Consider the following 26024-nt stretch of genomic DNA (forward strand, 5'->3'; position numbering starts at 1 on the left):
GTGAACAGGTGCGCTGGAACAAGCAGTTCGCCCGACTGACGGCGAATCAGGATGCACGTATCCCCCCTAGCTTTCGACGAGCCCCGAGTCCCGCACCCTGCTTGACCAAGCAAGTAGTGGGGCTCGGGGCGTGCCGAGCCAGCCTGACAGCTCGTCACCACCCAGCTCAACGCAGGTCCGTGAAGGCGCCGTCAGTGCGTTCCAGGATCTCGTCGATGTCGGCATCGGTGTGCGCGGCCGAGAGGAACCAGTTGTGCCAGGGGTGCAGGTACACGCCGCGCTTCGCCGCCGCCTCGGCCCATGCGGTGCCCACGCTCAGGTCGTCGTCGCCGTCGAAGTACAGCACCGGCATCTGAACGGGGCCGGTCTGGCGGATTCCGTAGCCGTGCGCCGTCGCCTGCGCGGCGAGGCCTTCACGTAGGCGGGTGCCGGTGCGCAGCATGTCCGGGAGGGCCTGCCCCTTGCGCAGTTCGCGGAGGGTGGCCAGGCCCGCGGCCAGCGGGACGGCGGCGTACCAGAAGGATCCGGTGACGTAGATCGAGCGGGCGGCGTCGCGCAACGCGTCGGTGCCGGTGACGGCGCCGAGCGGTTGTCCGTTGGCGAGTGCCTTGGACCAGGCGGTCAGGTCGGGGCGGACGCCGAGCGGTTCCCAGCTCCCGCGCAGGTCGAGGCGGTGTCCGCAGCGGACGTCGTCGAGGATGAGCGCGGCGCCCGTGCGGTCCGCCAGAGCGCGCAGGCCCCGGGCGAAGGCCGGGTCGACCAGTTCCTGGTCGCGGCGCACGTCGTGTCGCATCGGGCAGACCAGGATGGCGGCCAGGTCGTCGCCCGCCTCCGCCGCGGCCTGTTCGGCGGAGGCCAGGTCGTTGTATTCGTAGTGGACCAGGTGTGCCTGGTCCTCACCGGTGACGCCCGCTCCCCGCAGCGAACACCAGGGGACCGCACCGTGGTAGGCGCCGTTCGCGACCAGGACCTTGCGCTTCCCGGTGGCGGCACGGGCCGTGGTGACACAGGTGGTGGTGGCGTCGGTTCCGTTCTTGCAGAACATGGCCCAGTCCGCCGAGGGGACGGTGTCGACGAGGAGTTCGGCGTAGTCGACGGCGAGCGGGCTGGTGCCGTCCAGGCAGTCGCCGCGTTGCAGTTGGTCGAGGATCGCCGTGTTGACGCCGCGGTGCCGGTGCCCGAGGACGACGGGGCCCCAGCCGCACATGAGGTCGAGGTACTCGTGGCCGTCGGCGTCGGTGACGCGGCAGCCGTCGCCGGAGACCATGAACTGGGGGTGGGCGGTGCTGAACGCGGCCACGTTCATGTGGCCGTACATTCCACCGGGAATGACGTGTCGGGCGCGCTCGCGCAGAGCGAGTTCCCGGTCTCCGAGCACGGTGGTGGGCGCGGTGGTCATCGCGGGCTTCCTTCCAGGAGTTCCTCGGCGACCGCGGCGATCCCATCGGCGTCGAGGCGGTAGTGGGCGTAGAGGCCGGCCGGCGGTCCGACAGGAACGTGCTCGTCCGGTACGCCGTGCCTGCGGAACGCCGTGCTGATGCCGGTGTCGGCGAGTACCTCCGCGACGGCGCTGCCGAGACCGCCGGTGATGTTGGCCTCCTCGACGGTCAGGACCGCTCCGGTCTCCCGCGCGGCCGCGAGGACGGCTTCCCGGTCGAGGGGCGCGATGGTCCACATGTCCACCACGCGGGCCTCGACGCCTCGTTCGGCCAGGAGTCGTGCGGCATCGAGTGCGGGGTGCACCTCGGATCCGGTGGCAATGATCGTCAGGTGGTTTCCGTCCCGGAGGGTGTGTGCCCGGCCGAGCGTGAGCTCGGGGACCCGGTCGTAGACCTCGGGGTCACGGCCCCGGCCCAGGCGCAGGTACATCGCGTGCGGGTGGTCGAGTGACAGCCTGAGCAGGGCGCGCAGGTGGTTGGCGTCGGTGGCGCTCACCACGGTGAGGTCGGCGATGGTGCGCATCATGCCGATGTCTTCCAGACTGTGGTGGCTCGTGCCGTAGAAGCCCATGGACATGCCCGAGTGGTGTCCGACCACGCGTACGGGCAGGTCCGGGTAGGCGCAGTCGGTGCGGATCTGCTCGGCGCACAGCAGGGCGGCGAACGAGCCGAAGGTGGCCGCGAACGGGATGTTGCCGGCGGCGGCCATGCCCGCGGCCGTAGTAATCATGTTCTTCTCGGCGATGCCGACGTTGAAGAAGCGGTCGGGCCATCGAGCGGCGAAGTCCAGGGCTCGGTTGGAACGCCCGAGGTCCGCGGTGAGCACGACGATCCTCGGGTCGTCCTCGGCGAGCGCTGCCAGTTCCTCGCCGAGGACGAAGGCGGGGACGGCTCGCGTGTCCGTGCCGTCGATGGAACGTGCGTCCTTGAAGGCGACCGAGGCGGTGCCGTTGAAGATCTCGGACTGGTCTTGCGTGGTCAACGGGTCAGCTCCTTCATGACGTCGTCGTAGTCGGCGCCGGCCAGGTTGCCGACGTGCCAGTCAGGGCTCAGTTCCATGCGTGCAACGCCCTTGCCCTTGACCGTGTCGGCGACGATCACTTGCGGGCGGTCGCCGCCACGGGCCGGCACGGCGGCGAACACGTCGAGGAGAGCCTGGAGGTCGTGTCCGTCGACGCGGTGCACGTCCCAGCCGAACGCCGCGAAACGCCGGTCGATGGGTTCGGTGGCCATGACGTCGCTGACGAAGCCGTCGATGCCCAGTTGGTTGGCGTCGACGACGGCGACGAGGTTGCCCAGACCGTAGTGGGAGGCCGACATCGCCGCTTCCCAGATCTGGCCCTCGGCCAGTTCGCCGTCGCCGAGCAGGCACCAGGTGCGGTAGTCGCGGCCGGCGGGCTTTCCTGAGAGCGTCATGCCTACACCGACGGAGAGTCCGTGTCCGAGCGATCCGGAGGAGAAGTCGACGCCGTCGATCTTCTTCATGTCCGGGTGGTCGCCGAAGGGACTGCCGAGACGCGTGTAGGTGTCCAGTTCGGACGGCGAGAAGTAGCCGCGGTCGGCCAGCACCGGGTAGAGCCCGATGGCCGCGTGGCCCTTGCTCATCACGAAGCGGTCGCGGTCGGCCCAGTCCGGTCGGCTCGGATCGATGCGCAGCTCGGAGTAGTAGAGCGCGGCGAGAATCTCGGCGCAGGAGAACACTGCGCTGTAGTGGCCGGCTCCGGCGATGCGGGTGAGCCGTACCGTCTCGGTCCTGATGAACCGGGCACGGTTGGCGAGGTGTTCCACGTCCGGGGGCGCGCTGGTGCCCATGGTCACTCCTTGCTGCGTACGGGAGGGCTGTCGCGAAACGGTTCGTCCGCGTCACGGAACCGGTCGAGAACGTTGCCGGTGAGCCGCGCCGTGTCGTTGTCGCCGCCTTGGTGGCTCATGGCGGTCGACCAGGCAATGGAACCGACGGCGAACACGGCGCCTCCGCCCGGGCGTTGAAAGATCACGACGTCGGACCGGACTTTCGGGTGGATGCCAGGGGGCGTAGCTGCGTAGCCGTGGTCCATCTCCTCGGGGACGAGAGCGATCTTTTGCGAGTGGCCGGTCGAGGAAGCGAGGACGAAGGCATCGGCCGGAGTGCCCAGGGCGACGTCCGCGCGGTCCAGTTCGTCGCCGGCAGCTCCGCCGAGGCCCGGGCCGACGTCGCCGAACACGTCGCCGGGGCGGGCCTCGATGCCGTCGAACGCCCAGGAGACCGCCGGGTCCGCGCCGGCGTCGGTGCGCCGGTAGCCGGATGCCTTGTCGAACCCCTGCGCGGTGAAACCGACCCCGAACGTGATGTTCGGCGCGCGGCCCCGCATCCGCCACAGTCCGCCCGCCTCGCCGGTGGCGGCGAGATGCTCCTCCCCCGGCGCGGACACCCAGGTGGCGACCCCGGCATGCCCGCGGCGGATCTCCAGCGCCTGCGGGACACTCGCGTGACGAGCTGACCTCAGCCTCCCTGGCGCCCTCCCGCTCGCCCTCACCCGCACCCACCTGTCCAACTACGGAGCCGGCGGCTGGTTCGGCCGTTCCTGGGCCGCCACCCTCGACCAGCACCTCGAAGTCGACGAAGAAACAGTCGTGTTCGCGGCGGCGGACGGCATGCTGCTCGCCTACCTGCTGCCCGAAATCGGCGAGACCACCTACCCCACGCACGGCGTGCAGTGGCCCCTGCACCGCGACGACGAGGGTGACTTCCACGTCACCGACCCGTACACCGGCCGCACCCTCCACTTCGCCGAACACCCGCACACCGGCCACCCGTTGGTGGCGATCGAGGACCGCGCCGGGCGCCGCATCGACCTGGACTACGACACCGAGACCGGCCGCCCGATCGCGCTGCGCCACTCCGGCGGCTACCACGTCACCGTCGAAACGCACCCCGAGCTGCCGCGCATCACCGCCCTGCGCCTGGCCGACACACTGATCGTCACGTACGAGTACGACGCACTCGGCAACCTCACCGGAGTCACCAACTCCTCCGGTCAGGCGCTCCGCTTCACCTACGACGAAGCCGACCGTGTCACGTCCTGGACCGACCGCAACGACACCACGTTCGCCTACGTCTACGACCACACCGGCCGCGTCCTGCGCACGCTCGGCCCGGACGGCATGTGGTCCGGCGCCTTCCGCTACGAACCCGCCCAGCGCCGCACCACCTACACCGACTCCCTCGGCCACGCGACGCTGTACGAGTACGACGAGCGCAACAAGCTGCTGCGGACCACCGACCCGCTGGGCAACGCGACGTCGCAGGAGTGGACGCCGGACGGCCGCTACCTCGCTGCGGTGTTCGACCCGCTCGGGCACACCACACGCTACGAGCGCGACGCGGACGGCAATCTCACCGGGGTGCTGCTGCCCGACGACACCCGCGCGACGGCCCGTTACAACGCACTGCACCAACCCGTGCAGGTCACCCAGCCGGGCGGCGCCACCTGGCGCTACACCTATGACGTCCACGGCAATCGACTCTCGGCCACCGACCCGACGGGCGCGACCACCACCTACGCGTACGACACACTCGGGCACCTGACCGCAGTCACCAACACGCTCGGCCACACGCGCCACATCACCAACGACGCGGCAGGCCTGCCCCTCACGGTCACCGATGCGGACGGTCACACCACGACCGCCACCCGCGACACGTTCGGCCGCCCCGTGAGCGTCACCGATGCCCGCGACTGCACCACACACACCACCTGGTCCGTCGAAGGCAAACCCCTGTCGCGCCGGCACCCCGACGGCACACGCGGTACGTGGACCTGGGACGGCGAGGGCAACCTCCTCACGCACACCAACCCGGCAGGCCACACCACCCACCACACCTACACACACTTCGACCTGCCGGCCGGGCGCACCGATGCCGACGGCGCCGAGTTCACATTCACGTACGACACCGAGCTCCGCCTCACTCAGGTCACCAACCCGACCGGATTGAAATGGAGTTACTCCTACGACGCGGCCGGACGCCTCCAGGCCGAGACCGACTTCAACGGTCGCACCCTCACCTACACCCACGACACGGCGAGCCGTCTGGCTTCGCGCACCAACGGCGCGGGCGAGACCGAGATGTTCGTGCGCGACGCCTTCGGCCGCGCCACCGCACGGGTCGCGGACGATGGCCGCCGCACCGCGTTCACCTACGCACCCGGCGGATATCTGACCTCGATGTCCAACCCGGACGCAGCTGTCACGTACAGGCACGACCCACTCGGCCGCGCCCTGTCCGAGACGGTCAACGGTCACACCACGACGTACGGCTACGACGCACTCGGTCGCCGCACCTCCCGCACCACCCCGAGCGGCCACGTCTCCACCTGGACCTACGGCGCCGGGAACAGCCCTAAGACACTCTCCACCTCGACCGGCCACCGCCTCGACTTCGGCTACGACCCCGCAGGCAACGAGATCACCCGCACCGTCGACGACAACGCCTTCTTCCTTCAGACCTTCGACGCCGCCGGCCACCTCAGCACCCAAACCCTGCACGCCCACGACCTGGACACCGACCCACTCCAGCACCGCAGTTACACCTACCGCGCGGACGGCTACCTCACCGAGATCACCGAATCCGGCACGGCCACCGGCACCCGCCGCTTCGACCTCACCTCCTCCGGCCGGGTCACCGCGGTCCACGCCGCCGACTGGAGCGAGTCGTACGCCTACGACGCGACCGGCAACATCGCCTCGGCCACAACCCCCGCGACCGAGGACTCCGACGGCCCCCGCGAAACGGCCGGCACGCTACTCCACCGCGCCGACCGCACCCGCCGCCTCCTCGCTACCTCAGCCCTGACCCTCTTGGCCTGGAACCGGCCGTCAACCACCATGCTTACGTCGCCAATCCGCTCATGCGGATCGACCCCTTGGGCCTCAAGTGCGAAGATCCACTGCCCGAGGCGAACAGCATCGCGAAGCATGCAAACGAGAGGTTCAGCGATGGTGCGCTGGACCATCACGTCAAGAACATCCCCCAAGACGATCTGGCAAATTACGTCTCCGATGTCCTGGAAGGGGACGTTGACGGGGTCGAGACGCGCTACGGCCTGAATAGCGGAAGAACAGCCTATTGGGACCCGGATACTGGAGCCGTCATCATTGAAGACCCCGGAAGCCCACACGGAGGAACAATCTTCACTCCTCAGGAGGGGCACACGTACTTTGAAGACTTGGAGTAACTGACACCGATGCAAATTGACGTCCTTGACGGGCCGACCCTGGACCTCACGTCCGACGAGGGAAGCATCTTCTTCCACACCATAAAGGAGATCGTCCAAGCGTCGTACGTCATCAATGATGATCAGTTGATCGCTGGTGTGCGCGCGCTCGTCGATGAAGTACGCCAGATCCGCAAAGCCGAGAAGACGTCGGCCGCCACTGCGCCCCAGGCTCTCACAGTCGAACCAGACGCACTTCTCAAGACCATTTCAGCAGCAACAGCAACGCTTCACCATCTGGGCGATTCAGAATTCCGGACTCGAACCGGATTCGCCGCCAGGGACGCCTACAACCTGATCCAGCGACTCACAGCGTTGATAACGCCCGGTGGTGACACCAGAGGCCCAGAAGGAGACAGCGGGGACCTCTAAGTGGGTGTTCTGCGAGCTTTCGCCGCGCTCAGTCCGGGGGTGGGTCTGGCTGTGGCAGCTGGAAGAGGCCGGGCTCGGGTTCGGTGAGGATGCCGCGGTTGACCAGGCGTTTCAGTATGGCGCGGGTGCCTTCGACGTGCCGGGGCTCGGTGCCGGTGCCCAGGGCGAGGCAGACGTCCTTGGTGGAGTGCAGCCCGGCCGCGGTGTCTTCGAAGAGGGCGAGGATCTGGCGGTAGGGCGAGGGCAGCGGAGCGAGGCCGCCGGGAACGTCCGGTGCGATGTCCAGGATGGTCTCCCGGGTGACTCTCAGCCGCTCCAGGGCCTGTTCGGCGGCCGCGAGTTGGGCGGTGAGCTCGGCGATTTGAGTGCGGAGCCGGTCCGCGAGGTCACGGCCGGCGGCCTCGCGGATCTCGATCTGCTCCAGGAACTCCTGCATGCTCACTCCCGCGCGTTCATGCCGGTCCGGGCAGGCGGGCCGGTGGCGGGTCCCGCCAGGCGGGGGTCGTCGTGGCGGTGAGCCGGTGGGTCATGATGTCGGTCATCGACCAGCGGATCCAGGATGCCGAACTGGCGGGCAGGGTCTCGTAGTCCCGGGCGAGGCGGCGGTGCAGCATGAGGGTGCCGAAGGTCTGCTCGACGATCCACCGTTTCGGTGCCGGGGCGAACCCCCTGGTCTGCGGATCACGTGAGACGACCTCGACGTCGATGCCCAGCGATCTGCCGTGCTCGATGACGGCGTTCTTGAACCCGGCATCGACCCAGCCCTTGGCCACCGTCGGGTTGTCGGCGGCCACCTGGTCCAGCAGCGTGATCCCGATAGCGTTGTCATGCACGCTCGCGGCGACCACGATCACCGCGATGAGCAGACCGAGTACATCGGTGGCGATGCCCCGCTTGCGGCCCCGGCTCTTCTTGCCCGGATCCAGCCCGGCCGTCTTCTTCGGCGCGTTGAGCGAGACGTGCACGGTCTGGGAGTCCATTACGACCGCGGACGGGTCCTCGCCCCGGCCCTTCGATTCGCGGACCTGCCAGCGCAACAGGTCGTGGATGGTCCGGTCGGTGCCGTCGTCGCGCCACAGCCCGAAGTAGTAGTACACCGCGGTGTACGGCGGGAAGTCGTGCGGAAGATAGCGCCACTGGCAGCCGACCCGGGCCTGGTACAGGATCGCGTTGACGATCTCCCGCATCTCGTAGCGGCCCTCATGACCACTGACCGAGCGGTGCTGCCCCTTCCAGGCCGTGATGACCGGCCGGATCAACTCCCATGCCTCATCCGACAGATCACTCGGGTACGGCTGCCGCTCAGCCACGTCTCCAGCACACCGCAGAAGCCCTCAACCCCAACCCCTCAATCCGGACAACCGGCCACGACGGCTCGCAGAACACCCACTAAGTGACTGCGGGTACAGGTGACTTGCTGTCCAAGGCACCGGGAAGGGCCTCCATGCGGCCAAGCCTTCACCGAACCCTGACCGGCGGTACGGGTTCGGCTTCACGAGCACGAACAGGCCTGATCAGCGGGTACGTCTTACGCGTCATCCGCGAGCAACTTGGCTATACACAGGAGGAGGCCGCGGGCCATCTGAGGGTCAGCATCGACACCATCGCCGGCTGGGAGACGGGGCGCCGCCCACTTCCCTCCGTGCCAGTCGGGCAGATGCTCACGACCCGGTCGCGTCTCATGCAGATGGGCACGCCACCCGCGCTACTGCAGGCACTCGAGCGAGGCCTGGAGGCCGACGTCCTCCTCGCGAGCGTGCTCGACGAGCAGGATCCCGGCGACGAGAGCCCGCTCGGCGTGATGGTGATGCAACGGGACCTGGCCGAAGTTCTCGCGTGGCCACTGAACGGCGTGCCGCCCGGCCCCGTGCGCACGCTGCCACCACCACCGCGCCCCAGGCGCGGGCCAGCCCCAGTCGGGCCCGAACTGACAGCGTCAGAGCGCACCCGCTTCTTCGGCGTAATGCGGGGTACCGCCGAAAAGGCCCGCGGTGAAGGCGAGTTCCTTCTGCGCCGTCAGGCGCTCTACCTCTCCGGATACGACGACGCGACCGACAGTGCGGACTGGCTCGCCCACCAGCAGCGCACCGAGCGGCCGGGCGACTGGCTCACCTCGTGGCTCAACGAGCGTTCCGTCGCCGCCGTCGGTGCCCGGCACGGCGACCGCGACCGCATGGCCCACTTCATCGACCACGTACTCCTGGACGACGATGCCGGCGAGTCCGCCAATCTCTCCTACTGGGCCTATTGGGTCGGCGAGATGACGACACCTCAGCTCAGCGACGACTTCATCGCCGACGGATCCCCTCAGCCATGGCCAGGGGACAAGCTCCTGATGCATCTGGTCGGCGGACTCTCGCCCATGCACGGATACGTGGACCTGAACATCCACACCCTGTGGTCCCTTCTCCAGATCCGCCCCAACCTCCTGCGATCCGGGGCCGCTTCCCGCGCCCTTCGCGACAAGCTGCCGGTGATGTTGGATAGCCGTGAGCTCTCCGCACGCGGTCAACGCGAGCTGGAGAGCATCCGGTACGCGATCCGCCTCGCTGAGGCGTGAGAGGAGCCCACGGTGGCTGACGACGACCTGACTCCGGTAGCGCGATTCCTGTACGAGGCAGGAACGCTCAAGCACACCAAACGCACCGGCTGGTGGATGGGCGGCGTCAAGGACCCTGAGTCCGTCGCCGAGCACTCCTGGCGGGTCGCCGTGATCGCCTCGATCATCGCCAAGCTCGAAGGCGCCGATCCCGCGCAGGCTGCCTTCCTCGCCGTCTGGCACGACACCGGCGAGACCCGTACCGGCGACGTCAACCACCTCGGGAAGAAGTACACCGGCGGCACCGAGGCCGACCCTCGCGACATCGCCGACGACCAGGTACAGGGCTTCCCGGCGGGATTGGCTGGCGCCGTGCGCGATCTGATCGGCGAGTACGAGGACAAGGCCTCTCCCGAGGCCGTCTGTGCCCGGGATGCCGACAAGCTGGAGTGCATGATCCAGGGCATCGAGTACCGCGACCAGGGCTACGTCAACATGCAACGCTGGATCGACAACTCCCGCGGCCGGATCACCACGCAGTCCGGCCAGGGCCTCGCCGACGCCGTACTCAAGACCGGCTCACTGGACTGGTTCCGGGCCGCCCTCGGCGAGAAGCCCTGACATGGGCCACCGTCAACGCCGGGACGCGCCATGGAGACGCGTCCCGGGTACAGGCATTCGCCGACTCATGCGTGACCGGTACGATCACCGCCCATGGTCGATGCCCCGTCCGCGACGCCTCCGTGATCGCAGCCCTCGACGACACCGGCAAAATCGCCATCCTCCGCGCCCCCTTCCCCGACCACGGGGGCGACCTCCTGTTCTTCCCCGGAGGACGACGCGAGGGCGGCGAGGACGCACTCACCGGCGTAAAGCGTGAGCTCAAGGAGGAGGCCGGCGTCACCGCATCGTCCTGGACCGCCCTGGGCAACTACGCCATGACGCTGGCCTCAACCGCCCGTATCCATCTCTTCCTCGCCCAGAACCTGACCCTCGGGCCACAGGAACTCACCGAGAATGAGCAGGACTTCAAACTCGACTGGTGGCCGCTCGACTGCGCCCTGGACGCGGCCGAACACGGACGCTTCCTGCTCCCCGCGGGCCCACTCGCCCTCCTCCTCACGACCAGGCGCGTCGACTGATGTACCGGCCACGGTACGCAGCACCGCACGCACAGTACGACACCTCGCAGATCACTTGAGGCGTTGACAATGGGCAAGTGCACTTCGCCCGACGGCTGGTCCGCGGCCGTCCGCATCGCCGGGGCGTGGTCACGTGTCCGGTCACTTCCCCATTGCGAGTCACCCATGGCACAGTCGCGGCTATGACGCTGGATAACCTGCCCGGCTGGCTGGCGGGTTGGTGCGTGGACCAACTGGGCAACGAGCCGGTCGGAGTGCTGTTCGAAAGTCGGTCACTGTCGGCGGTGTTCGGGCTCCGGCTGGCAGGTGGGCGAGACGTCGTGGTGAAGGCTCGCGAGGACGACGGCCGCACCGCTTCATGTGTCGCCGCCCAAAGCCGCCTGGCGGAACGGGGATTTGCGTGCGCGCGGCCGCTCACGCCTGTGGTCGGCGTCGGTTCGCTGACAGTACACGCCGAGGAGTCGCGGCCCGGCGGTGAACTGTTGCGCGGCGACTCGCCGGACGTAGCCGTGCGCTACGCGGAGGTGTTCGCCTGGCTGATGACCGAACTCGTCGATGTAGCCGTCACGCCGCCCTTACCGAACCCACGCTGGGCGCGTTGGGACCATAACGATGTGGGGCTGTGGCCGAGGATCGACTTCCTCGACGAGCAAGACCAAAGCCCCGTGCCCGCGCACGTTGTCGAGACCGCCGTCCGGGCCCGCAAGCGACTACTGGCGGCCGACCTGCCGTGTGTGCTCGGCCACGCCGACTTCGAAGCACAGAACCTCCGCTGGCACGACGATGGCATCTGGACCGTGCACGACTGGGACAGCCTGGCGTGGCAGCCTGAGGCGGCACTGGCAGGCGCGGCCTGCGGAGCGTTCGCCAGCACCTCGCCGCCAACCCTGGCCCCGATCGAGAGTTCCGCGGCGTTCCTGGCCGCCTACCAAGATCTCCGGGGGCGCCGGTTCACCAAGGAGGAACAGCAGATCGCATGGGCTGCCAGCCTGTGGCCAGCACTCCACAACTCCCGATGGGAAGCCCTGCACGGTGATGCCCCGCAGTCCGGTGACGCCGTCCATGATCAGGCCGAAGGGCGCCTACGCCGAGCAAACGCATAGAGAGGAAGCCGACCAGGTTGCTACCGGAAGTGGTCGGCCACTCCAGCGGATACCCATCGCGCCGCGAACAGGGGCACCCCCTCGTCGAGGCACGCAGGACGGCGGCAGGCGCGCGCTCCCGGCCCGCGAGCGTATTCGTCACGTGGGCCTCGAGATGGAGTCGACCATCAGACCGAGGTATGGGGAGGCTCCCGGTGGGAGCGAACTTGGCTGCGATGACTCTCTTCCCCAGAGCGCGCGACACCCATGAACCCCACCGAACCGCTCCCACCCGCGTTCAACCTCTCAATGCAGCCCCCAACAGCCACCACCGAAAAGCCGCATACCGCCCGCACGAAATCGGAACTGGGGTCAAAATTTCGCATGGCCCCATAACCCAAATTCCAGCCAAGGGGACCCCGCTCCCGACCCCACTCCCGCTGGGAGCGACCCCCACCAGCACGAAGAGCGCAAGCACATACCCAGAAAGCCACCCATAGGACGGGAGCCAGGGATAACAAACCGGGCACGGATGTGAACACGCGCGCAAGGAATCGAATATGTGCGCATCGGCCCGAGTGGGAGCAAACCGGCAAGGGGACACTGGGAGCACGCTCCCGCTCGCCACGCTCCCACTGGGAGCGTGGGAGCAACAGAAAAAGGGCCGTTCGAAAACGGCCCTTCACCTGCGACGTTCGATCGTTCGAACTTGTCGGGACGACAGGATTTGAACCTGCGACCCCTTGACCCCCAGTCAAGTGCGCTACCAAGCTGCGCCACGTCCCGATGCTCGTTGACCTGGGGTTTCCCCCTGGCCTCACGCGCAGAGAAACCATACCGCACTCGGGGCGGTGGTCGTGAATCACTTACGGTGCGCGGCCGGGATCCGGCACGTCGCGGGAGCAGGGGTTGACCTCAAGCAAAGTTAAGGTTGCAGGCTGCCTGCATGACGACCACAGCGGATGACATCGCCACCAGTGCCACCGGAACCGTCGGAGCTACCGAGGCCGTCGGCCACCCCGGCTATCGCTACGCGGATCTGTCTCGGCTCATGAGCCTGATGACCGGGGACGAGAAGCACGGGCCCGCCGCCACCTCCACCCTCGACGTGCTGTGGGTGCTGTACGACCGCGTGCTGCGGGTCGGGCCGGAGAGTGTCGAGGGAGTCGGGCGGGATCGGTTTCTGTTGTCGAAGGGGCACGGGCCCATGGCGTACTACGCCGTGCTCGTTGCCAAGGGGTTTGTGCCCGAGGAGTGGCTGACGGGGTTCGGGGCGTACGAGTCGCGGCTTGGGCATCATCCCGATCGGGTGCTCGTGCCGGGTGTCGAGATCGGGAGCGGGTCGCTGGGGCACGGGTTGCCGATCGCCGTCGGGACCGCGCTCGGGCTGCGGGCCCAGGGGCTGGACGAGCCGGCCGTCTGGACCCTGGTCGGGGACGCCGAGCTCGACGAGGGCAGCAACCACGAGGCCATCGCCTTCGCCGGGGCCATCGGGCTCGAGCGGCTGCACACCGTCGTCGTCGACAACCTGTCCGCCACTTACGGCCGGGCCGGGGGCATCGCCGCCCGGTTCGAGGCCGCCGGGTGGTCGACGGTGACCGTCGACGGGCGGGATCACGAAGCCCTGTACCAGGCCTTCACCGCGCCGCACCCGGGGCGGCCGCACGTCGTCGTCGCACGCGTCGAGCCCAAGTTCGAGTGAGTTCCCCTCCCTCCCCGGCGCCCTCGCGCCCTCTCCCGCTCCCGCTCCCCGGCACCACTCCCCCTTCTGGAAGGAACGCTCTCGTGGACACCATGCGTGATCGGTTCGCCCCTGTTCTCAGCCAGATCCTCGATGAGGATCCGCGCGTCGCCGTCGTGCTCGCCGAGATCGGGGCCGCGCCGTTTGCCGGGGCCGCTCGGCGGCATCCGGAGCGGGTGATCAATGTCGGGATCCGGGAGCAGTTGCTCGTCGGGGCCGGGGCGGGGGTCGCGCTCGCCGGGATGCGGCCCGTGCTGCACACCTTCGCGAGCTTCCTCGTTGAACGGCCTTTTGAGCAGGTGAAGTTGGACTTCGGGCATCAGGGGGTCGGGGGTGTGCTGGTGAGTGCGGGCGCGTCGTACGACGTGTCTTCCGGGGGCTTCACGCACATGTCTCCCGGTGACGTGGCCTTGCTCGACACCCTCGACGGGTGGCGTGTGCATGTGCCAGGGCATCCCGATGAGGCCGAGGTCCTGCTGCGGCATGCCGTCGGGGCCGGTGGCGAGGCCGTGAGTGATTCGCGGGAGTACGTGCGGCTCTCCGTACAGGGGAATCGGGAGGCGCTGCCTGTCGATGGGGAGCGGTTCCTCACCGTGCGGGAAGGGCGGCAGGGGGTCGTTGTCGCCGTTGGGCCCATGTTGGACAACGTGCTTGCCGCCACCGAGGGGCTTGATGTCAGTGTGCTGTACGGGACCACCGTTCGGCCCTTTGATGGCGCCGGGCTGCGGCGGGCCGTGGGCGCGAGTGACCGTGCCGACGTCGTGGTCGTCGAGCCCTATCTCGCCGGGACCTCCACCGGCGCCGCCAATGACGCTCTCGCCGATCTGCCGCACCGCGTGCTCGGGCTCGGTGTCGGGCGGCGGGAGTTGCGGCGGTACGGGAGCGTCGAGGAGCACGTCGCCGGGCATGGGCTCGACGCGGGGGCGCTGCGGGAGCGGATCAGTGGGTTTCTGCTCTCCCGTAGCGGCGGCGCTGTCGGAGTTCCGGCGTAGCGGGGAGCCCGTGCGGGGCCTGCGGAAGCGCGTCCGCCCTCACCAGGCCCCTGATGGCCGGGATCGAGATCATCGTCGTTGCCACCATCAGCGTGACCACTCCGCCCGCCAGCAGGACCTGCTGCGTGCCGAACGTGGCCGCCGCCGGGCCCGCCAACGCCTGGCCCACCGGCTGCATGGCGATGGAGCCGGCCACCTCGTAGGCATGGATGCGGTTGAGGACCTCGCGTGGGACCTGGGTCTGGACGCTCGTCGCCCACATCACCCCCCAGAACGACATGCCGGCGCCCGCCACCGCGCAGCCCGCCATCATCCACGGCACCCCCAGGCCCGCGCCCGCCGTCGCGGGGAACAGGGCGAAGCCGAACAGGGCCAGGGCGCCCGCGCGCAGCATCCGGCGCGGGCGCACGCGCAGGGCGAGTACTCCGCCGATGACCGTGCCCGCGCCGAGCGCCGAGTTCACCAGGCCGTACCCGCTCGAGCCGTACTCCTGGGTGACCTGAACGGCGACCAGGGGGACGGCCGGGCCCCACGCTCCTATCATCAGCACGCACCAGACCGAGATCACACCCCAGAGCCATCTCCGCGATCTGAACTCCCGCCATCCCTCTACGAGTTCGGAGCGGAAGGCACCTCGGGTACGTGTCTTGTCGCTGTCCCGCACCACCGGTGGCAAGCGCAGGAGGAGCAGGCACAGGGCGCTCAGGCCGTACGTTCCCGCGTGGGCCGCGAAGACCAGACCCGGTGAGGCCAGCGCGACCAGCATGCCCGCCACCGCCGGGCCCGCCAGTTGCGCGCCGGACTCCGCCACGCGGATCGCGCCGTTGGCCGCCTGGACGTCGGAGGCCAGGCGGGGCACCGTGCCGGCGACGCCGGGTTGGAAGACCGCCGCGGCCGAACCGTTGATCGCGCCGATGACGCAGATCTCCCAGAGCACGACATGGCCGGTGAAGAACATGACGGCCGCGAGGGACTGCGTGACCAGGCGTGCGAGGTCGGCGCCCGTCATCAGCAGGCGCGTGTTGAAACGGTCCGCCAGTACCCCGCCGAAGATGACCAGGCCTGCGAAGCAGGCCACCGAGGAGGCCATGGCGAGGCCGACCGCGCCCGCCCCGTAGCCGTACTGCAGCAGGCCCGCCGCGAGCGCCACCGGCAGCATGCTGTCGCCGAGCTTGGCGACGCCCCTCGCGGTGAAGAAGAGGCCGAAGTCGCGGGTCCAGATGCCGCTCCGGGGCGCGGCCCCGTCGCCCTCGCCGTCGCGCGCACGCTCGGCCATCCACGTACCCCGTCCGTCGTCCCCATGGCGCGCCGCACGCGCGCGGTGCGCCCTCGCGAGCGGATGATGCCATGCGGATGTGCGGCGCTTCACGTGATTTCATCCTGCACGTGGAAGGCCCAACTCGGGGTGTGCGTCCAGGAGTCGGGTCGGGGCCGCCTGGCGCCAGGAGTCGGCGAGGATGTCACGCAGCTCGGCCGTGCCCTCCAGGGCCGCGAGGCGGGCCCTGACCCATGCGAAGGACGCCTCGTGGTCGGCGATCCAGAACTTGTCCGGCTCGGACAGGACGAGTTCGTCGCGCTCCTCCTTCGGGCAGCGCACCGCTATCGACGTCTCGTCCTCGGGCAGCGTGGCGAACATCTTCCCCGCGACCCGGAACGTGGGCATGCTCCAGGCGACCTTCTCGGTCGTGTCCGGCAGGGACAGGGCTACGGTGCGTACATCCTCGGCGTCCAGCATGCAACGAACCGTAACCAACGCCACTGACAATGCCCCGGCTGACGGGACCGGCCGTTCACCCGACGGCCCCCGTCACGGCTCGCGAAGACCGCTCACCGACCGCCGCTCACGGAACCCGCTTGTCCAGCCACGCCACCAGGTCCGCCTGCACCTCGTCGCGGTTCGTCTCGTTGAGGATCTCGTGGCGGGCTCCCTCGTAGCCCCTCCAGGTGAGGTCGGTGACGCCCAAGTAGCGGAAGTCCTCAAGGAGTTCGTGGACCAGGGTCATGCGCTGGTTGCACGGGTCCTCCGTGCCGACCGCGACGTGGATCGGCAGGTCGGCCGGGATACGGGCGAGGTTCGCCGGGTCGTTGATGCGGCGCACCGCGCGGACCCAGTCCAGGGAAAGGCCCGCCGAGAAGTCGAAGCCGCAGCGTTCGTCGGCGACGTACTTGTCGACCTCCGCCTCGTCCCGCGAGAGCCACTCGAAGCCGGTGCGGTGCTCGTACGGGTCGTTGAAGGAGGAGAAGAGATTGCCCACGTAGGGCGAGGATGCGGCGCGGCCGCCCGCCGCGACCTCGGCCTCCAGGGCCGCGATGTCACCTTCGTTGTCGGCGCCGGGCAGGGAGCGGAAGGTTCCGGAGAGGATCAGGCCCACCAGGTCGTCCGCGTACCGCTGCGCGTAATCGCGCGCGAGCAGCGAGCCGAGGCTGTGGCCCAGCAGTACGAACGGGACGTTCGGGTAGAGGGCGCGCGCCTGGTCGCCGATCGCCTTGAGGTCCTCGACGATCGACACCCACGCGTCGACGGTCTCGGGGTCGCCGTCGTCCGTGACTCCGTAGCCGCCCGTGGTGTGAGCGGTGGCGCCGTGGCCGCGGTGGTCGGAGGCGATGACCGCGTAGCCGTGGGAGGTGAGGTGGCGGGCGAAGCGGTCGTAGCGCTGGCCGTGTTCGGCCGCGCCGTGGGCGATCTGCACGAAGGCGCGGGGCCTGCCGCCGTCGGGCAGCCAGGTGTACGTGGCCACGGCGGCGCCGTCGCCGGTGCTGAGCGCGCTCGTCGTGTACGTCGGGTCTGTGGCGGTCATCTGGCGGCTTCCTCTCGAACGGTCCGTACGGCCCTGTGGACGGGGCGGGGCGGGGCGATGCGGGTGCGTGTGCGTATGCGTGTGCGTGCTGGCCTGCACCTCCCCCGCACCGTAGGGCCTCATTCCTGTGGATCGCCGACCGGCGCGAGCGGTTCGATCGGCGTGAGGCGCTTGCAGAACAGGGTCGTGGGGCGCAGCACCCCCGCCGGGTCGGCCGCGTAGTCCGGGATGACACCGACCTCGTCCCAGCCCGCCTTGCGGTAGAAGTTCTCGGCCGGGCTGCCGGTCTCCGTGTCGAGGACCAGGAGCGTCACGCCCGCCTCCGCCGCGGCGCGCTCCGCGGTCGCCAGCAGGGTGCGTCCGAGGCCGGTGCCGCGGGTGCTGCCGTGCACCATCAGCTTGACCACTTCGGCGCGGTGGCGGCCGTTGGGCTTCTCGGTGAAGGCGAGCGAGATCGTTCCGACGCAGCGGTGGGTTCCGGCCGCCGCCTCGGTGTCGATCGCCACCCACACGGCCATGCTTCCGCGTTCCACGGACGGGCCTACGTAGTCGCGCCACCAAGTCGCCGCTTCGTAGGGCGTGAGTCCGTGGAGGAAGCCGAGTGAGCTGCCTCCATGGACGACGTCGACCAGGAGGGCCCCCAACTCATCTACGTAGGAGGGGAATTCCGAGGGCGCAAGACGCGTGCAGGTGAATGTCATGGGAGCACCACCATCAGCGCGTAGCGCACGGGTGCGGGGCCCGGGCAGTGGAAGTGGGTCGGGCCCCAGAGGCGGAAGCGCAGGCAGTCGCCCGTCTCCAGGTGGTGTGTCGTGCCCTGGACGGTGAGGTCGAGGGCGCCGTCGAGCACCCAGATGTGCTGTTCCAGACCGGGGACGGGCGGCCGGTCGTAGGCGATGTCGGCGTAGGGCTCAAGGGTCCCCTCCACCACCTCGCCGCGCAGTCCGGCCTGTGGCGGGGAAACGGAGCGGCGCGCGAAGCCGGTCGAGTCGTCACGCCAGACGGGCTGGTCCGCGACGCGCACGACGTGGACGGGTGCCGACTCGACCTCGCTCAGGAGCTGCGACATGGTCCGCCCGTAGACCGCGCAGAGGCGATTGAGGAGGGCGGCGGTCGGGCTGATCTCGGCGCGCTCGGCCCGCGACAGGGTGGACCGGCTCACCCCGCTGCGCTCCGCCAACTCGCCCAGGGACCAGCCGCGTTCGGCCCGCAGCTCGGCCAGTCGGGCACCGAGTCGGGCGTCCACGGGGTCCGACGTCGGGTCGTCGGCGCCGCGCGGCGGCGCGCCACTTTCGCGTCTCATATTCGGCACGGTATCCCGGATATGAAACAGCGGTGTTACGCGAGCGGGCTCCTCGGTTCACCCCAACCTCGGCTCCCCCTCAGCCCTCCGCCGCCTCCCCCAGCGCCTCAAGGACCGGCCTGATCAGCGGATGCGCCTCCGCCCCGTGCCGCACCGCCGCGAAGACCTTCCGGGCCGGCACCGCCCCGTCGATCGGCCGCACCACCACCTGGGTCAGGTCCACGCCGTGCAGGGCCGAGCGCGGGACCAGCGCCACGCCCGCGCCCGCGGACGCGAGGGCGACGACGGCGCGGAAGTCGTCCGAGGAGTGCTCGAACTGCGGGGAGAAACCAGCGTGTTCGCAGGCCAGGACGACCACGTCGTGGCAGGGGTTGCCGGGGTACGGACCGATCCACGTGTCCTTGTCGAGGTCGGCGACCGGCACCCACTCCGCGGCCGCGAGGCGGTGCGTGACCGGCAGGACCGCGTCGAACGGCTCCGTGTACAGCGGCACGCGCGTGATCCGGTCGTCGTCGGCGCCCGGCGCGCCCCGGTAGTCGACGGCGACCGCCACATCGATCTGCCGGTCGAGCAGCATCGGCAGGCTGGCGTCGCCCTCGGCGTCCCGGACGCGGACGCGGATGCCGGGCGCCGCCTTCGACAGGAGGGCGAGCGCCGGCCCCACGACCAGGCCGATGCCCGTCGCGAAGGAGGCGAGCGTCACCGTTCCCGCCTCGCCGGTGCTGTACGCGGCCAGTTCGGCCTCGGCCTGCTCCAGTTGGGCGAGGACCGCGTTGGTGTGGGTGAGGAGGATCTCGCCGGCCGACGTCAGGCGGACCCCGCGTGCGCCGCGCTCGACCAGTTTGTGGCCCGTCTCCTGCTCAAGGGCCGTGAGCTGCTGCGAGACCGCCGACGGGGTCAGGTACAGCGCGGCGGCCGCAGCCGTGACGGTGCGGTGGTCGGCCACCGCACGGAGGATGTGCAGCCGCCGCGCTTCGATCATGGGGCGATTCTCCCAAACGGGTCTGACAATCGTCCGTACGGGATCCCGGCCAGTCCCGGCCAGTCCGGGACCAGCCCCGGGCCAGTCCCGTACCGGTCCCGGGCCAGCCCCGTACCAGTCCCGTACGGGAGGGATGTCAGCCCAGCTCGGCGCGCGCCGCCACGAACGCGTCCACCGCCCGGTTCACGTCCTCCGTGGAGTGCGCCGCCGACAGCTGGACGCGGATGCGGGCCTGGCCCTGCGGCACCACCGGGTACGAGAAGCCGATCACGTAGACGCCGCGCTCCAGAAGAAGCTCGGCCATGCGGCCCGCGACGGAGGCGTCGCCGATCATGACCGGGGCGATCGCGTGGTCACCGGGGAGGATGTCGAAGCCCTCCTCGGTCATCCGCGTACGGAACAGCTTGGTGTTCGCCGCGAGGCGCTCGCGCAGGTCGCCCGCCGACTCAAGGAGGTCCAGGACCTTCAGGGACGCCGCCGCGATCACCGGGGCGAGGCTGTTGGAGAACAGGTACGGGCGCGAACGCTGGCGCAGCAGCGCGACGATCTCGGCGCGCGCCGCTACGTAGCCACCGGACGCCCCGCCCAGGGCCTTGCCGAGGGTGCCGGTGATGATGTCGACGCGGTCCATGACGCCGTGCAGCTCGGGAGTGCCGCGGCCGCCGGGGCCGACGAAGCCGACCGCGTGCGAGTCGTCGACCATGACCATGGCGTCGTAGCGCTCGGCGAGGTCGCAGATGTCGGCGAGCGGCGCCACGTAGCCGTCCATGGAGAAGACGCCGTCCGTGACGATCAGCTTCCTGCGAGCTCCGGAAGCCGCCTTCAACTGCGCTTCCAGGTCGGCCATGTCGCGGTTGGCGTAGCGGAAGCGCTGCGCCTTGGACAGCCGGATGCCGTCGATGATCGACGCGTGGTTGAGGGCGTCGGAGATCACCGCGTCCTCGGGGCCGAGCACGGTCTCGAAGACGCCTCCGTTGGCGTCGAAGCAGGAGGAGTACAGGATCGTGTCCTCCTGGCCGAGGAAGGCCGACAGGCGCGCCTCCAGCTCCTTGTGGACCTCCTGCGTGCCGCAGATGAAGCGGACGGACGCCATGCCGTAGCCCCAGCGGTCGAGGGCCGCGTGGCCCGCCGCGATCACGTCGGGGTGGTCGGCGAGGCCCAGGTAGTTGTTCGCGCAGAAGTTGAGGACCTCGCCGGGGCGGCCGCCCGCGGTGACGTCGACCGTGGCGGACTGCGGGGTGCCGATGACCCGCTCGGGCTTGTGCAGGCCCGCGGCGGCGATCTCGTCGAGGGTGGTCTGGAAGTCTGCGCGCGCGTTGTCGAACATGACGAAAGTCCTTCTCAAGATGGGGAGTTCGGGGCGGGGCCGGTCGCGCTCAGGCGGTCCAGTCCAGGATGACCTTGCCGCCGCGTCCGCTCGCCGCGTCCTCGAACGCCGCGTCGAAGTCGGTGTACGCGTAGCGGCCGGTTATCACCGGCGAGAGGTCGAGGCCGCCCTCCAGGAGCACCGACATCGCGTACCAGGTCTCGAACATCTCGCGGCCGTAGATGCCCTTGATGGTGATCATCGAGGTGACGATCCGCGCCCAGTCGACGGCGAACTCCTCGGACGGCAGGCCGAGCATGGCGATCCTGCCGCCGTGGGTCATGTTCGCGAGCATGTCGCGCATCGCGACGGGGTTGCCGGACATCTCCAGGCCCACGTCGAAGCCCTCGCGCAGGCCGAGTTCGCGCTGGCCGTCGGCGATGGTCGAGGACGCCACGTTCAGGGCGAGACTCACGCCCACCTTCCGCGCGAGCTCCAGGCGCTCCTCGCTGACGTCGGTCATGACGACGTTGCGGGCGCCGGCGTGCTTGGCGACGGCCGCCGCCATCAGGCCGATGGGTCCGGCCCCGGTGATCAGTACGTCCTCGCCGACGAGCGGGAAGGACAGCGCGGTGTGCACGGCGTTTCCGAACGGGTCGAAGATCGCGGCGACATCGAGGTCGACGGGGACGCGGTGCACCCACACGTTCGACGCGGGCAGCGCCACGTACTCGGCGAACGCGCCGTCGCGGCCGACGCCGAGGCCGACCGTCGCCCGGCACAAGTGGCGGCGCCCGGCAAGGCAGTTGCGGCACTTGCCGCACACCAGGTGGCCCTCGCCGCTGACCGTGTCGCCCACGGCGATGTCACTCACGTCGCGGCCGGTCCCGACGACCTCACCGACGAACTCATGGCCCACGACCAGTGGCGCGCTGATGGTCGACCGCGCCCAGCCGTCCCAGCTGCGGATGTGCAGATCGGTGCCGCAGATCCCGGTGCGCAGGACCTTGATCAGCACATCCCCGGGGCCGACGCCGGGCTCGGGGACGTCCGTCAGCCACAGACCCGGTTCGGCCTTCTCCTTGACCAGTGCCTTCAAGGGTTCGACTCCTGTCGTCGCGCACGCGGGCAGGGCGAACCGGCCCGCGTGCGAGGGAGAGTGGGTGGTGTGGGTGTGCCGCGGCAGTCATCCGGATACGTCCCGTATGCGGTCCGCCGACACCGCAGACTCTTCCGTACGCGGCGCGTTCGGTCCATCGAGGTTTTCTTAAGCGGCGCCCCAGGTTTCCTACAGGCCCGTCCGCAGCACCGCGCGGCGCGAACAACACCCCGCCCCCGCACACGCTTTCGCTATGCTCTGCGGCTTCACGGCACCCATTTATCCACTTGCCCATTTATCAACGGAGTTTCGATGACCACGCCACCGCCCCAGAACCCCGGCCCGTACGGACAACAGGGCCCCGGATACGCACAGACGCCCGGCTACGGCCAAGCACCCGGCCACGCACCCGGCTACGGGTACGGGTACGGGTACGGGTACGGGCCGGGTCTCGGCGTGCCGCCGATGATGGAGATGCCGTCGAGCGTGCGCGTCGCGCGCGTGCTCGCCTTCGTCCTCGTGGGACTGAGCATCATCGGTTCGATCGCCATGGGTGCGCTGATGGGCGCGGAGGCCGCCGGGCAGGTGCTCGGCAGCAGCCTTCTGGTCCTGGTGATCGGCGGCTTCGCCCTGCGCTTCGGGTCGGCGGGCAACAGCGCGCGCGTCACGGTGATCGTCCTGGCGAGTGCGCAGATCCTTCTGTTCCTCAGCACCATGGGCCGGAGCCGCAGTGCGAGCGGAATCCTGCCGCTCGCGGGGACCATCGTCGTGATCGTGCTGCTGTCGCAGGCCTCGGCGCGCCAGTGGTTCAAGCGGCCACGCTGAAGAACTCCCCGCTCCAAGGCGCGTTGATCCGCCCACCGAACGGTGTGTCCGAATAACGGACACTCAACGCACCGCGTCCCGCTTGCTCGCATACTGTCGCCGCACTTCAACCCGTCTCAGACAGCGAACAGGCACGACCATGACACGGACCCCCGTCACGGACCGGCCGCAGGCCGGATCCGACGTCGGCGCCACGCCGGGCGACGTCGAGGACGCCTCCACCGGCACGGAACTCGGCCACGGCCTCAAGCAGCGGCACCTCTCGATGATCGCCCTCGGCGGCGTCATCGGCGCGGGCCTCTTCGTAGGGTCGGGCGCCGGGATCGCCGCCGCGGGACCCGCGGTCGTCCTGCTCTTCGCGGGCGCCGGGTTCGTGGTCATGCTGCTGATGCGGATGCTCGGCGAGATGTCCGCCGCGCGGCCGGCCACCGGCTCGTTCTCCGTGCACGCCGAGCGTGAACTCGGCGCCTGGGCGGGGGCGACCTCCGGCTGGATGTACTGGGTGATGCTCACCTGCGGCGTGGCCGCGGAGGCGACGGCGGCCGGGCAGATCATGCACAACTGGGTGCCGTTCCTGCCCGCCTACGGGTGGGTCGCCGTCTTCATGGTGTTCTTCTGCCTGAGCAACCTGGCCGCCGTGCGCAACTTCGGCGAGTTCGAGTTCTTCTTCTCGGCCCTGAAGGTCACCGCGATCTGCGCGTTCCTCGTCCTCGGCGTCCTTGGCATCTTCGGCGTCTTCGGTGACGCCCCCGGCGCCTCGAACCTCACCGGCCGGGGCGGCTTCTTCCCGACCGGCACCTCCGGCCTGATCGCAGGACTGCTCACCGCCGTCTTCGCGTACGGCGGCCTGGAGACGGTGTCCATCGCCGCCGCCGAGTCCGACAAGCCGCGCGAGAACGTGGCGCGCGCCGTGCGCACCGCCGTGTGGCGCATCGCGCTCTTCTACGTAGGGTCAATGGCGCTGGTCGTCGCCCTGGTGCCGTGGAACGACCCGAACGTCGCCGCGGACGGCCCGTACGTCACCGTCCTGGGCGAGTTCGGCATCCCGGCCGCCGGGACCATCATGCAGGCCGTCATCCTGGTCGCCCTGCTGTCGGCGATGAACGCCAACATCTACGGCTCGTCCCGCATGGCCTACTCACTCGTCTCCCGCGGCCTCGGCCCGCGCTTCCTGGGCCGGGTGCGCCACCGCGTGCCGGTGGCCGCGGTGCTCGCGTCCTGCCTCTTCGGCTTCTTCGCCGTGTTCGCCGGCGTCTGGTGGCCCGACACCGTCTTCACCTGGCTGATGAACACGACCGGTGTCGCCATCCTCGTCGGCTGGGTCTTCATCTGCCTCGCGCAGCTGAAGATGCGCCGCCGCCTGGAGCGCGAGTCGCCCGAGCTGCTCACCGTGAGGATGTGGGGCTTCCCGTATCTGACCTGGCTCGCCCTGGCGGCGATCGCGGGCGTCTTCGTGGTGATGGCCACCACCGCCGACGGCCGCGACCAGCTGTTCGTCTCCGCGATCCTGGTGGTCGCGCTGGCCGCGGGCGGCTACGTCAAGCAGCGCAAGGACGCCCACGCGGTGCGGGCCTAGGTCGACCTAGGGGCCGTGGCCGACTAGGGACCGTGGCCGAGCAGATCGCCCCGCCCCCGCACCAGTTCCATCAGTTCACCCGCCATCCCCTTGATGGTCGCGAGCCCCGCCTGTCCCCACGGGCAGGGCTCGGTCGCGACCGCGCACACGGTGCCGAGCGCGAGCCCCGTACGCTCGTCGATCAAAGGCGCGCCCAAGTAGGAGCGGATGCCGATTTCGTCGACTACAGGGTTGCCCGCGAAGCGCGGGTAGTCGCACACGTCTTCAAGGACGAGTGCTTTGCGCCGCACGACTACATGCGGGCAATAACCGTGATCGCGCGCCATGTAGCGCGCCACTGCACCTTCCGTAGACGTCGACTTGGCGGCCGAGGCGGCCACCGCGCCCAGTTCGCCGCCCCGATGGTCGCCATCGGGAGTGTGCAGACCGGCGAAGAACTGCCGGTTCTCGTCAATGAAGTTGACCATGGCGTACGGCGCGCCCGTCACCTCGGCGAGCCGGTCCGCGAAGCGGTCGAACACCGGCTCGGCGCGCTGCCCCAGATCGAGCCTGCGCAACCGGCGGGCCCGCTCGACGCCCTCCTGGTCCTGCGGGGTCAGCAGCAGCCTCCTGGTGGCGTCATACGTCACGTGTGGGCCCCGAACCCCGTGGCGGTCGCGGGTGCGTGCGCCAGCAGGTGTCGTACGAGGGTGAGCAGCGTCTGGATGCCGGAGCTCGAAATGCGCGCGTCGCAGCGCACGACGGGCACCGCCGGGTCCAGGTCGATGGCGGCGCGGACCTCCTCGGCCTCGTAGCGGTAGGAGCCGTCGAACTCGTTGACCGCCACGATGAAGCCCATGCCGCGTTCCTCGAAGAAGTCGACGGCGGCGAAGCAGTCCTCCAGGCGGCGCGTGTCCGCGAGGATGACCGCTCCGAGGGCGCCCTCGGACAGCTCGTCCCACATGAACCAGAAGCGCTCCTGGCCCGGCGTGCCGAACAGATAGAGCACATGTTCGGGATCCAGGGTGATCCGCCCGAAGTCCATCGCGACCGTCGTCTCGACCTTGTTCTCGATGCCGTCGAGGTCGTCGGTATCGGCGCTGACCGTGGTGAGCAGCTCTTCCGTGCTGAGCGGAGCGATCTCGCTGACGGCCCCTACGTAGGTCGTCTTGCCGACCCCGAACCCGCCCGCGACCAAGATCTTCAGTGCGGTGGGGAAAGGGTCAGAGCTGGCGTCGTAGTCCATCGAGCACTGCCTCCAGTAGGGACCGGTCAGTGGGGTTGTCGTGGAACGTGGGGGGCTTGGTGGTGATCGCCTGGCAGTCGACGAGGTCGGAGAGGAGCACCTTGGTGACGCCTGCCGGGAGCTTCAGATGGCCGGCGATCTCCGCGACCGATGTGGGCTGCGCACACAGGTCGAGCGCCTGACTGTGTTCCGGACCCAGGTAACCGAGCGGGGTCGCCCCGGTGGCCATCACATGGGTCAGCAGATCCATCGACGTGCTCGGCCGGGTGCGTCCGTTGCTGATCGTGTACGGACGCACGAGCCGGCCCGCGGCGCCGTCCAGCCATGGCCCGTCCTGCGGGGCCGCCACGG

Annotated in this window: 26 protein-coding genes, 1 tRNA gene and 1 pseudogene; 10 read left to right on the forward strand and 18 right to left on the reverse strand. The window is 69.5% G+C overall.

Annotated features, from left to right (window positions below; all coding sequences use genetic code 11):
• Positions 1 to 166: 166 nt before the first annotated feature.
• From OKJ99_RS19200 to OKJ99_RS19215, 4 genes are read right to left on the reverse strand one after another with little or no spacing between them, the layout of a single operon-like run.
• Positions 167 to 1399: an aminotransferase class III-fold pyridoxal phosphate-dependent enzyme gene (locus OKJ99_RS19200; protein WP_326017917.1), complete on the reverse strand. Its 1233-nt coding sequence runs from the start codon at positions 1397 to 1399 to the stop codon at positions 167 to 169.
• The gene (locus OKJ99_RS19205) at positions 1396 to 2421 is read right to left on the reverse strand and encodes a transketolase family protein (protein WP_326017918.1); all 1026 of its coding nucleotides are present in this window, start codon (positions 2419 to 2421) and stop codon (positions 1396 to 1398) included. The genes OKJ99_RS19200 and OKJ99_RS19205 overlap by 4 nt, the downstream gene beginning before the upstream one ends.
• Complete coding sequence (locus tag OKJ99_RS19210) at positions 2418 to 3251, reverse strand: transketolase (protein WP_326017919.1); 834 nt, start codon at positions 3249 to 3251, stop codon at positions 2418 to 2420. The genes OKJ99_RS19205 and OKJ99_RS19210 overlap by 4 nt, the downstream gene beginning before the upstream one ends.
• Before the next feature lie 2 nt (positions 3252 to 3253).
• The gene (locus OKJ99_RS19215; RefSeq protein ID WP_326017921.1) at positions 3254 to 3961 is read right to left on the reverse strand and encodes a N,N-dimethylformamidase beta subunit family domain-containing protein; all 708 of its coding nucleotides are present in this window, start codon (positions 3959 to 3961) and stop codon (positions 3254 to 3256) included.
• Between OKJ99_RS19215 and OKJ99_RS43765 the strand changes: the two are divergent.
• Positions 3927 to 6524: pseudogene (locus tag OKJ99_RS43765) on the forward strand (DUF6531 domain-containing protein); the annotation flags it as partial. The gene OKJ99_RS19215 and the pseudogene OKJ99_RS43765 overlap by 35 nt on opposite strands.
• Positions 6525 to 6661: 137 nt before the next feature.
• Positions 6662 to 7063, forward strand: a complete 402-nt coding sequence (locus OKJ99_RS19230) for a hypothetical protein (protein ID WP_326017922.1) — start codon at positions 6662 to 6664, stop codon at positions 7061 to 7063.
• 28 nt (positions 7064 to 7091) lie between these two features.
• Here the strand turns inward: OKJ99_RS19230 and OKJ99_RS19235 are convergent, their stop codons facing one another.
• Both OKJ99_RS19235 and OKJ99_RS19240 read right to left on the reverse strand, forming a co-directional pair.
• Positions 7092 to 7499, reverse strand: coding sequence for a hypothetical protein (locus tag OKJ99_RS19235; protein ID WP_326017924.1), 408 nt, complete (start codon positions 7497 to 7499; stop codon positions 7092 to 7094).
• A 16-nt stretch (positions 7500 to 7515) separates the two neighbouring features.
• Positions 7516 to 8373, reverse strand: a complete 858-nt coding sequence (locus OKJ99_RS19240) for an IS5 family transposase (protein ID WP_326017926.1) — start codon at positions 8371 to 8373, stop codon at positions 7516 to 7518.
• A gap of 134 nt (positions 8374 to 8507) precedes the next feature.
• On the opposite strand from OKJ99_RS19240, the gene OKJ99_RS19245 reads away from it, so the two are divergent.
• The 4 genes from OKJ99_RS19245 to OKJ99_RS19260 all read left to right on the forward strand — a co-directional run bounded on the left by OKJ99_RS19245 (position 8508) and on the right by OKJ99_RS19260 (position 11847).
• Entirely contained in the window at positions 8508 to 9623 is a 1116-nt protein-coding gene (locus OKJ99_RS19245) for a helix-turn-helix domain-containing protein (RefSeq protein WP_326017928.1), read from the forward strand.
• 12 nt (positions 9624 to 9635) lie between these two features.
• A complete protein-coding gene (locus OKJ99_RS19250; RefSeq protein ID WP_326017930.1) occupies positions 9636 to 10223 on the forward strand; it encodes an HD domain-containing protein in 588 nt (195 codons plus the stop codon).
• A 122-nt stretch (positions 10224 to 10345) separates the two neighbouring features.
• Positions 10346 to 10744, forward strand: coding sequence for an NUDIX hydrolase (locus OKJ99_RS19255; protein WP_326017931.1), 399 nt, complete (start codon positions 10346 to 10348; stop codon positions 10742 to 10744).
• 182 nt (positions 10745 to 10926) lie between these two features.
• The gene (locus tag OKJ99_RS19260; protein WP_326017933.1) at positions 10927 to 11847 is read left to right on the forward strand and encodes an aminoglycoside phosphotransferase/kinase family protein; all 921 of its coding nucleotides are present in this window, start codon (positions 10927 to 10929) and stop codon (positions 11845 to 11847) included.
• Between the two features lie 691 nt (positions 11848 to 12538).
• Here OKJ99_RS19260 and OKJ99_RS19265 read toward each other — a convergent pair.
• A tRNA-Pro gene (locus tag OKJ99_RS19265) sits at positions 12539 to 12612 on the reverse strand.
• A 265-nt stretch (positions 12613 to 12877) separates the two neighbouring features.
• Here OKJ99_RS19265 and OKJ99_RS19270 point away from each other — a divergent pair.
• Positions 12878 to 13528: a thiamine pyrophosphate-dependent enzyme gene (locus tag OKJ99_RS19270; protein ID WP_326018154.1), complete on the forward strand. Its 651-nt coding sequence runs from the start codon at positions 12878 to 12880 to the stop codon at positions 13526 to 13528.
• A gap of 83 nt (positions 13529 to 13611) precedes the next feature.
• Positions 13612 to 14559 carry a transketolase family protein gene (locus OKJ99_RS19275; protein WP_326017934.1) on the forward strand — a complete coding sequence of 316 codons (948 nt, stop codon included), beginning with the start codon at positions 13612 to 13614 and terminating at the stop codon, positions 14557 to 14559.
• Here OKJ99_RS19275 and OKJ99_RS19280 read toward each other — a convergent pair.
• From OKJ99_RS19280 to tdh, 8 genes are all read right to left on the reverse strand, one after another.
• Positions 14507 to 15835: an MFS transporter gene (locus OKJ99_RS19280; RefSeq protein ID WP_326017936.1), complete on the reverse strand. Its 1329-nt coding sequence runs from the start codon at positions 15833 to 15835 to the stop codon at positions 14507 to 14509. The genes OKJ99_RS19275 and OKJ99_RS19280 overlap by 53 nt on opposite strands.
• Before the next feature lie 99 nt (positions 15836 to 15934).
• A complete protein-coding gene (locus OKJ99_RS19285; protein ID WP_326017938.1) occupies positions 15935 to 16294 on the reverse strand; it encodes an MmcQ/YjbR family DNA-binding protein in 360 nt (119 codons plus the stop codon).
• 106 nt (positions 16295 to 16400) lie between these two features.
• The gene (locus OKJ99_RS19290; RefSeq protein WP_326017940.1) at positions 16401 to 17357 is read right to left on the reverse strand and encodes an alpha/beta hydrolase; all 957 of its coding nucleotides are present in this window, start codon (positions 17355 to 17357) and stop codon (positions 16401 to 16403) included.
• A gap of 119 nt (positions 17358 to 17476) precedes the next feature.
• Positions 17477 to 18058, reverse strand: coding sequence for a GNAT family N-acetyltransferase (locus OKJ99_RS19295; protein WP_326017942.1), 582 nt, complete (start codon positions 18056 to 18058; stop codon positions 17477 to 17479).
• Entirely contained in the window at positions 18055 to 18660 is a 606-nt protein-coding gene (locus OKJ99_RS19300; protein ID WP_326017944.1) for a helix-turn-helix domain-containing protein, read from the reverse strand. Before OKJ99_RS19300 ends, OKJ99_RS19295 begins: the two co-directional genes overlap by 4 nt.
• A 79-nt stretch (positions 18661 to 18739) precedes the next feature.
• Positions 18740 to 19642, reverse strand: a complete 903-nt coding sequence (locus tag OKJ99_RS19305; protein WP_326017946.1) for a LysR family transcriptional regulator — start codon at positions 19640 to 19642, stop codon at positions 18740 to 18742.
• Between the two features lie 136 nt (positions 19643 to 19778).
• On the reverse strand, positions 19779 to 20969 hold the full coding sequence (locus OKJ99_RS19310; RefSeq protein WP_326017948.1) for a glycine C-acetyltransferase: 1191 nt from the start codon (positions 20967 to 20969) through the stop codon (positions 19779 to 19781).
• A 49-nt stretch (positions 20970 to 21018) separates the two neighbouring features.
• Positions 21019 to 22047 (reverse strand): L-threonine 3-dehydrogenase, encoded by a 1029-nt coding sequence (gene tdh, locus OKJ99_RS19315; RefSeq protein ID WP_326017949.1) that lies wholly within the window; start codon positions 22045 to 22047, stop codon positions 21019 to 21021.
• 312 nt (positions 22048 to 22359) lie between these two features.
• On the opposite strand from tdh, the gene OKJ99_RS19320 reads away from it, so the two are divergent.
• Together OKJ99_RS19320 and OKJ99_RS19325 are read left to right on the forward strand one after the other, a co-directional pair.
• Positions 22360 to 22872, forward strand: coding sequence for a hypothetical protein (locus OKJ99_RS19320; protein WP_326017951.1), 513 nt, complete (start codon positions 22360 to 22362; stop codon positions 22870 to 22872).
• 139 nt (positions 22873 to 23011) lie between these two features.
• Positions 23012 to 24448 (forward strand): amino acid permease, encoded by a 1437-nt coding sequence (locus OKJ99_RS19325; protein ID WP_326017953.1) that lies wholly within the window; start codon positions 23012 to 23014, stop codon positions 24446 to 24448.
• 23 nt (positions 24449 to 24471) lie between these two features.
• Here the strand turns inward: OKJ99_RS19325 and OKJ99_RS19330 are convergent, their stop codons facing one another.
• The 3 genes from OKJ99_RS19330 to OKJ99_RS19340 are packed head-to-tail and all read right to left on the reverse strand — an operon-like array spanning position 24472 to position 26022.
• A complete protein-coding gene (locus tag OKJ99_RS19330; RefSeq protein WP_326017955.1) occupies positions 24472 to 25077 on the reverse strand; it encodes a GAF domain-containing protein in 606 nt (201 codons plus the stop codon).
• Positions 25074 to 25673 carry a GTP-binding protein gene (locus OKJ99_RS19335; RefSeq protein ID WP_326017956.1) on the reverse strand — a complete coding sequence of 200 codons (600 nt, stop codon included), beginning with the start codon at positions 25671 to 25673 and terminating at the stop codon, positions 25074 to 25076. The genes OKJ99_RS19330 and OKJ99_RS19335 overlap by 4 nt, the downstream gene beginning before the upstream one ends.
• On the reverse strand, positions 25651 to 26022 hold the full coding sequence (locus tag OKJ99_RS19340) for a DUF742 domain-containing protein (protein ID WP_326017958.1): 372 nt from the start codon (positions 26020 to 26022) through the stop codon (positions 25651 to 25653). The genes OKJ99_RS19335 and OKJ99_RS19340 overlap by 23 nt, the downstream gene beginning before the upstream one ends.
• Positions 26023 to 26024: the final 2 nt, after the last annotated feature.

The organism is Streptomyces endophyticus (genome assembly GCF_035798155.1).
In the GTDB taxonomy this organism is placed as follows: domain Bacteria; phylum Actinomycetota; class Actinomycetes; order Streptomycetales; family Streptomycetaceae; genus Streptomyces; species Streptomyces endophyticus.

Excerpts from the sequence above, each read along its gene's own strand:
- OKJ99_RS19245 (WP_326017928.1), top strand. The coding sequence starts at position 8,508 with ATGCGGCCAAGCCTTCACCGAACCCTGACCGGCGGTACGGGTTCGGCT.
- OKJ99_RS19285 (WP_326017938.1), bottom strand. The coding sequence starts at position 16,294 with ATGCTGGACGCCGAGGATGTACGCACCGTAGCCCTGTCCCTGCCGGAC.
- OKJ99_RS19280 (WP_326017936.1), bottom strand. The coding sequence starts at position 15,835 with ATGGCCGAGCGTGCGCGCGACGGCGAGGGCGACGGGGCCGCGCCCCGG.
- OKJ99_RS19305 (WP_326017946.1), bottom strand. The coding sequence starts at position 19,642 with ATGATCGAAGCGCGGCGGCTGCACATCCTCCGTGCGGTGGCCGACCAC.
- OKJ99_RS19230 (WP_326017922.1), top strand. The coding sequence starts at position 6,662 with ATGCAAATTGACGTCCTTGACGGGCCGACCCTGGACCTCACGTCCGAC.
- OKJ99_RS19270 (WP_326018154.1), top strand. The coding sequence starts at position 12,878 with ATGAGCCTGATGACCGGGGACGAGAAGCACGGGCCCGCCGCCACCTCC.
- OKJ99_RS19300 (WP_326017944.1), bottom strand. The coding sequence starts at position 18,660 with ATGAGACGCGAAAGTGGCGCGCCGCCGCGCGGCGCCGACGACCCGACG.
- OKJ99_RS19335 (WP_326017956.1), bottom strand. The coding sequence starts at position 25,673 with ATGGACTACGACGCCAGCTCTGACCCTTTCCCCACCGCACTGAAGATC.
- OKJ99_RS19290 (WP_326017940.1), bottom strand. The coding sequence starts at position 17,357 with ATGACCGCCACAGACCCGACGTACACGACGAGCGCGCTCAGCACCGGC.
- OKJ99_RS19320 (WP_326017951.1), top strand. The coding sequence starts at position 22,360 with ATGACCACGCCACCGCCCCAGAACCCCGGCCCGTACGGACAACAGGGC.
- OKJ99_RS19260 (WP_326017933.1), top strand. The coding sequence starts at position 10,927 with ATGACGCTGGATAACCTGCCCGGCTGGCTGGCGGGTTGGTGCGTGGAC.
- OKJ99_RS19235 (WP_326017924.1), bottom strand. The coding sequence starts at position 7,499 with ATGCAGGAGTTCCTGGAGCAGATCGAGATCCGCGAGGCCGCCGGCCGT.
- OKJ99_RS19295 (WP_326017942.1), bottom strand. The coding sequence starts at position 18,058 with ATGACATTCACCTGCACGCGTCTTGCGCCCTCGGAATTCCCCTCCTAC.
- OKJ99_RS19310 (WP_326017948.1), bottom strand. The coding sequence starts at position 20,969 with ATGTTCGACAACGCGCGCGCAGACTTCCAGACCACCCTCGACGAGATC.
- OKJ99_RS19325 (WP_326017953.1), top strand. The coding sequence starts at position 23,012 with ATGACACGGACCCCCGTCACGGACCGGCCGCAGGCCGGATCCGACGTC.
- OKJ99_RS19210 (WP_326017919.1), bottom strand. The coding sequence starts at position 3,251 with ATGGGCACCAGCGCGCCCCCGGACGTGGAACACCTCGCCAACCGTGCC.
- OKJ99_RS19200 (WP_326017917.1), bottom strand. The coding sequence starts at position 1,399 with ATGACCACCGCGCCCACCACCGTGCTCGGAGACCGGGAACTCGCTCTG.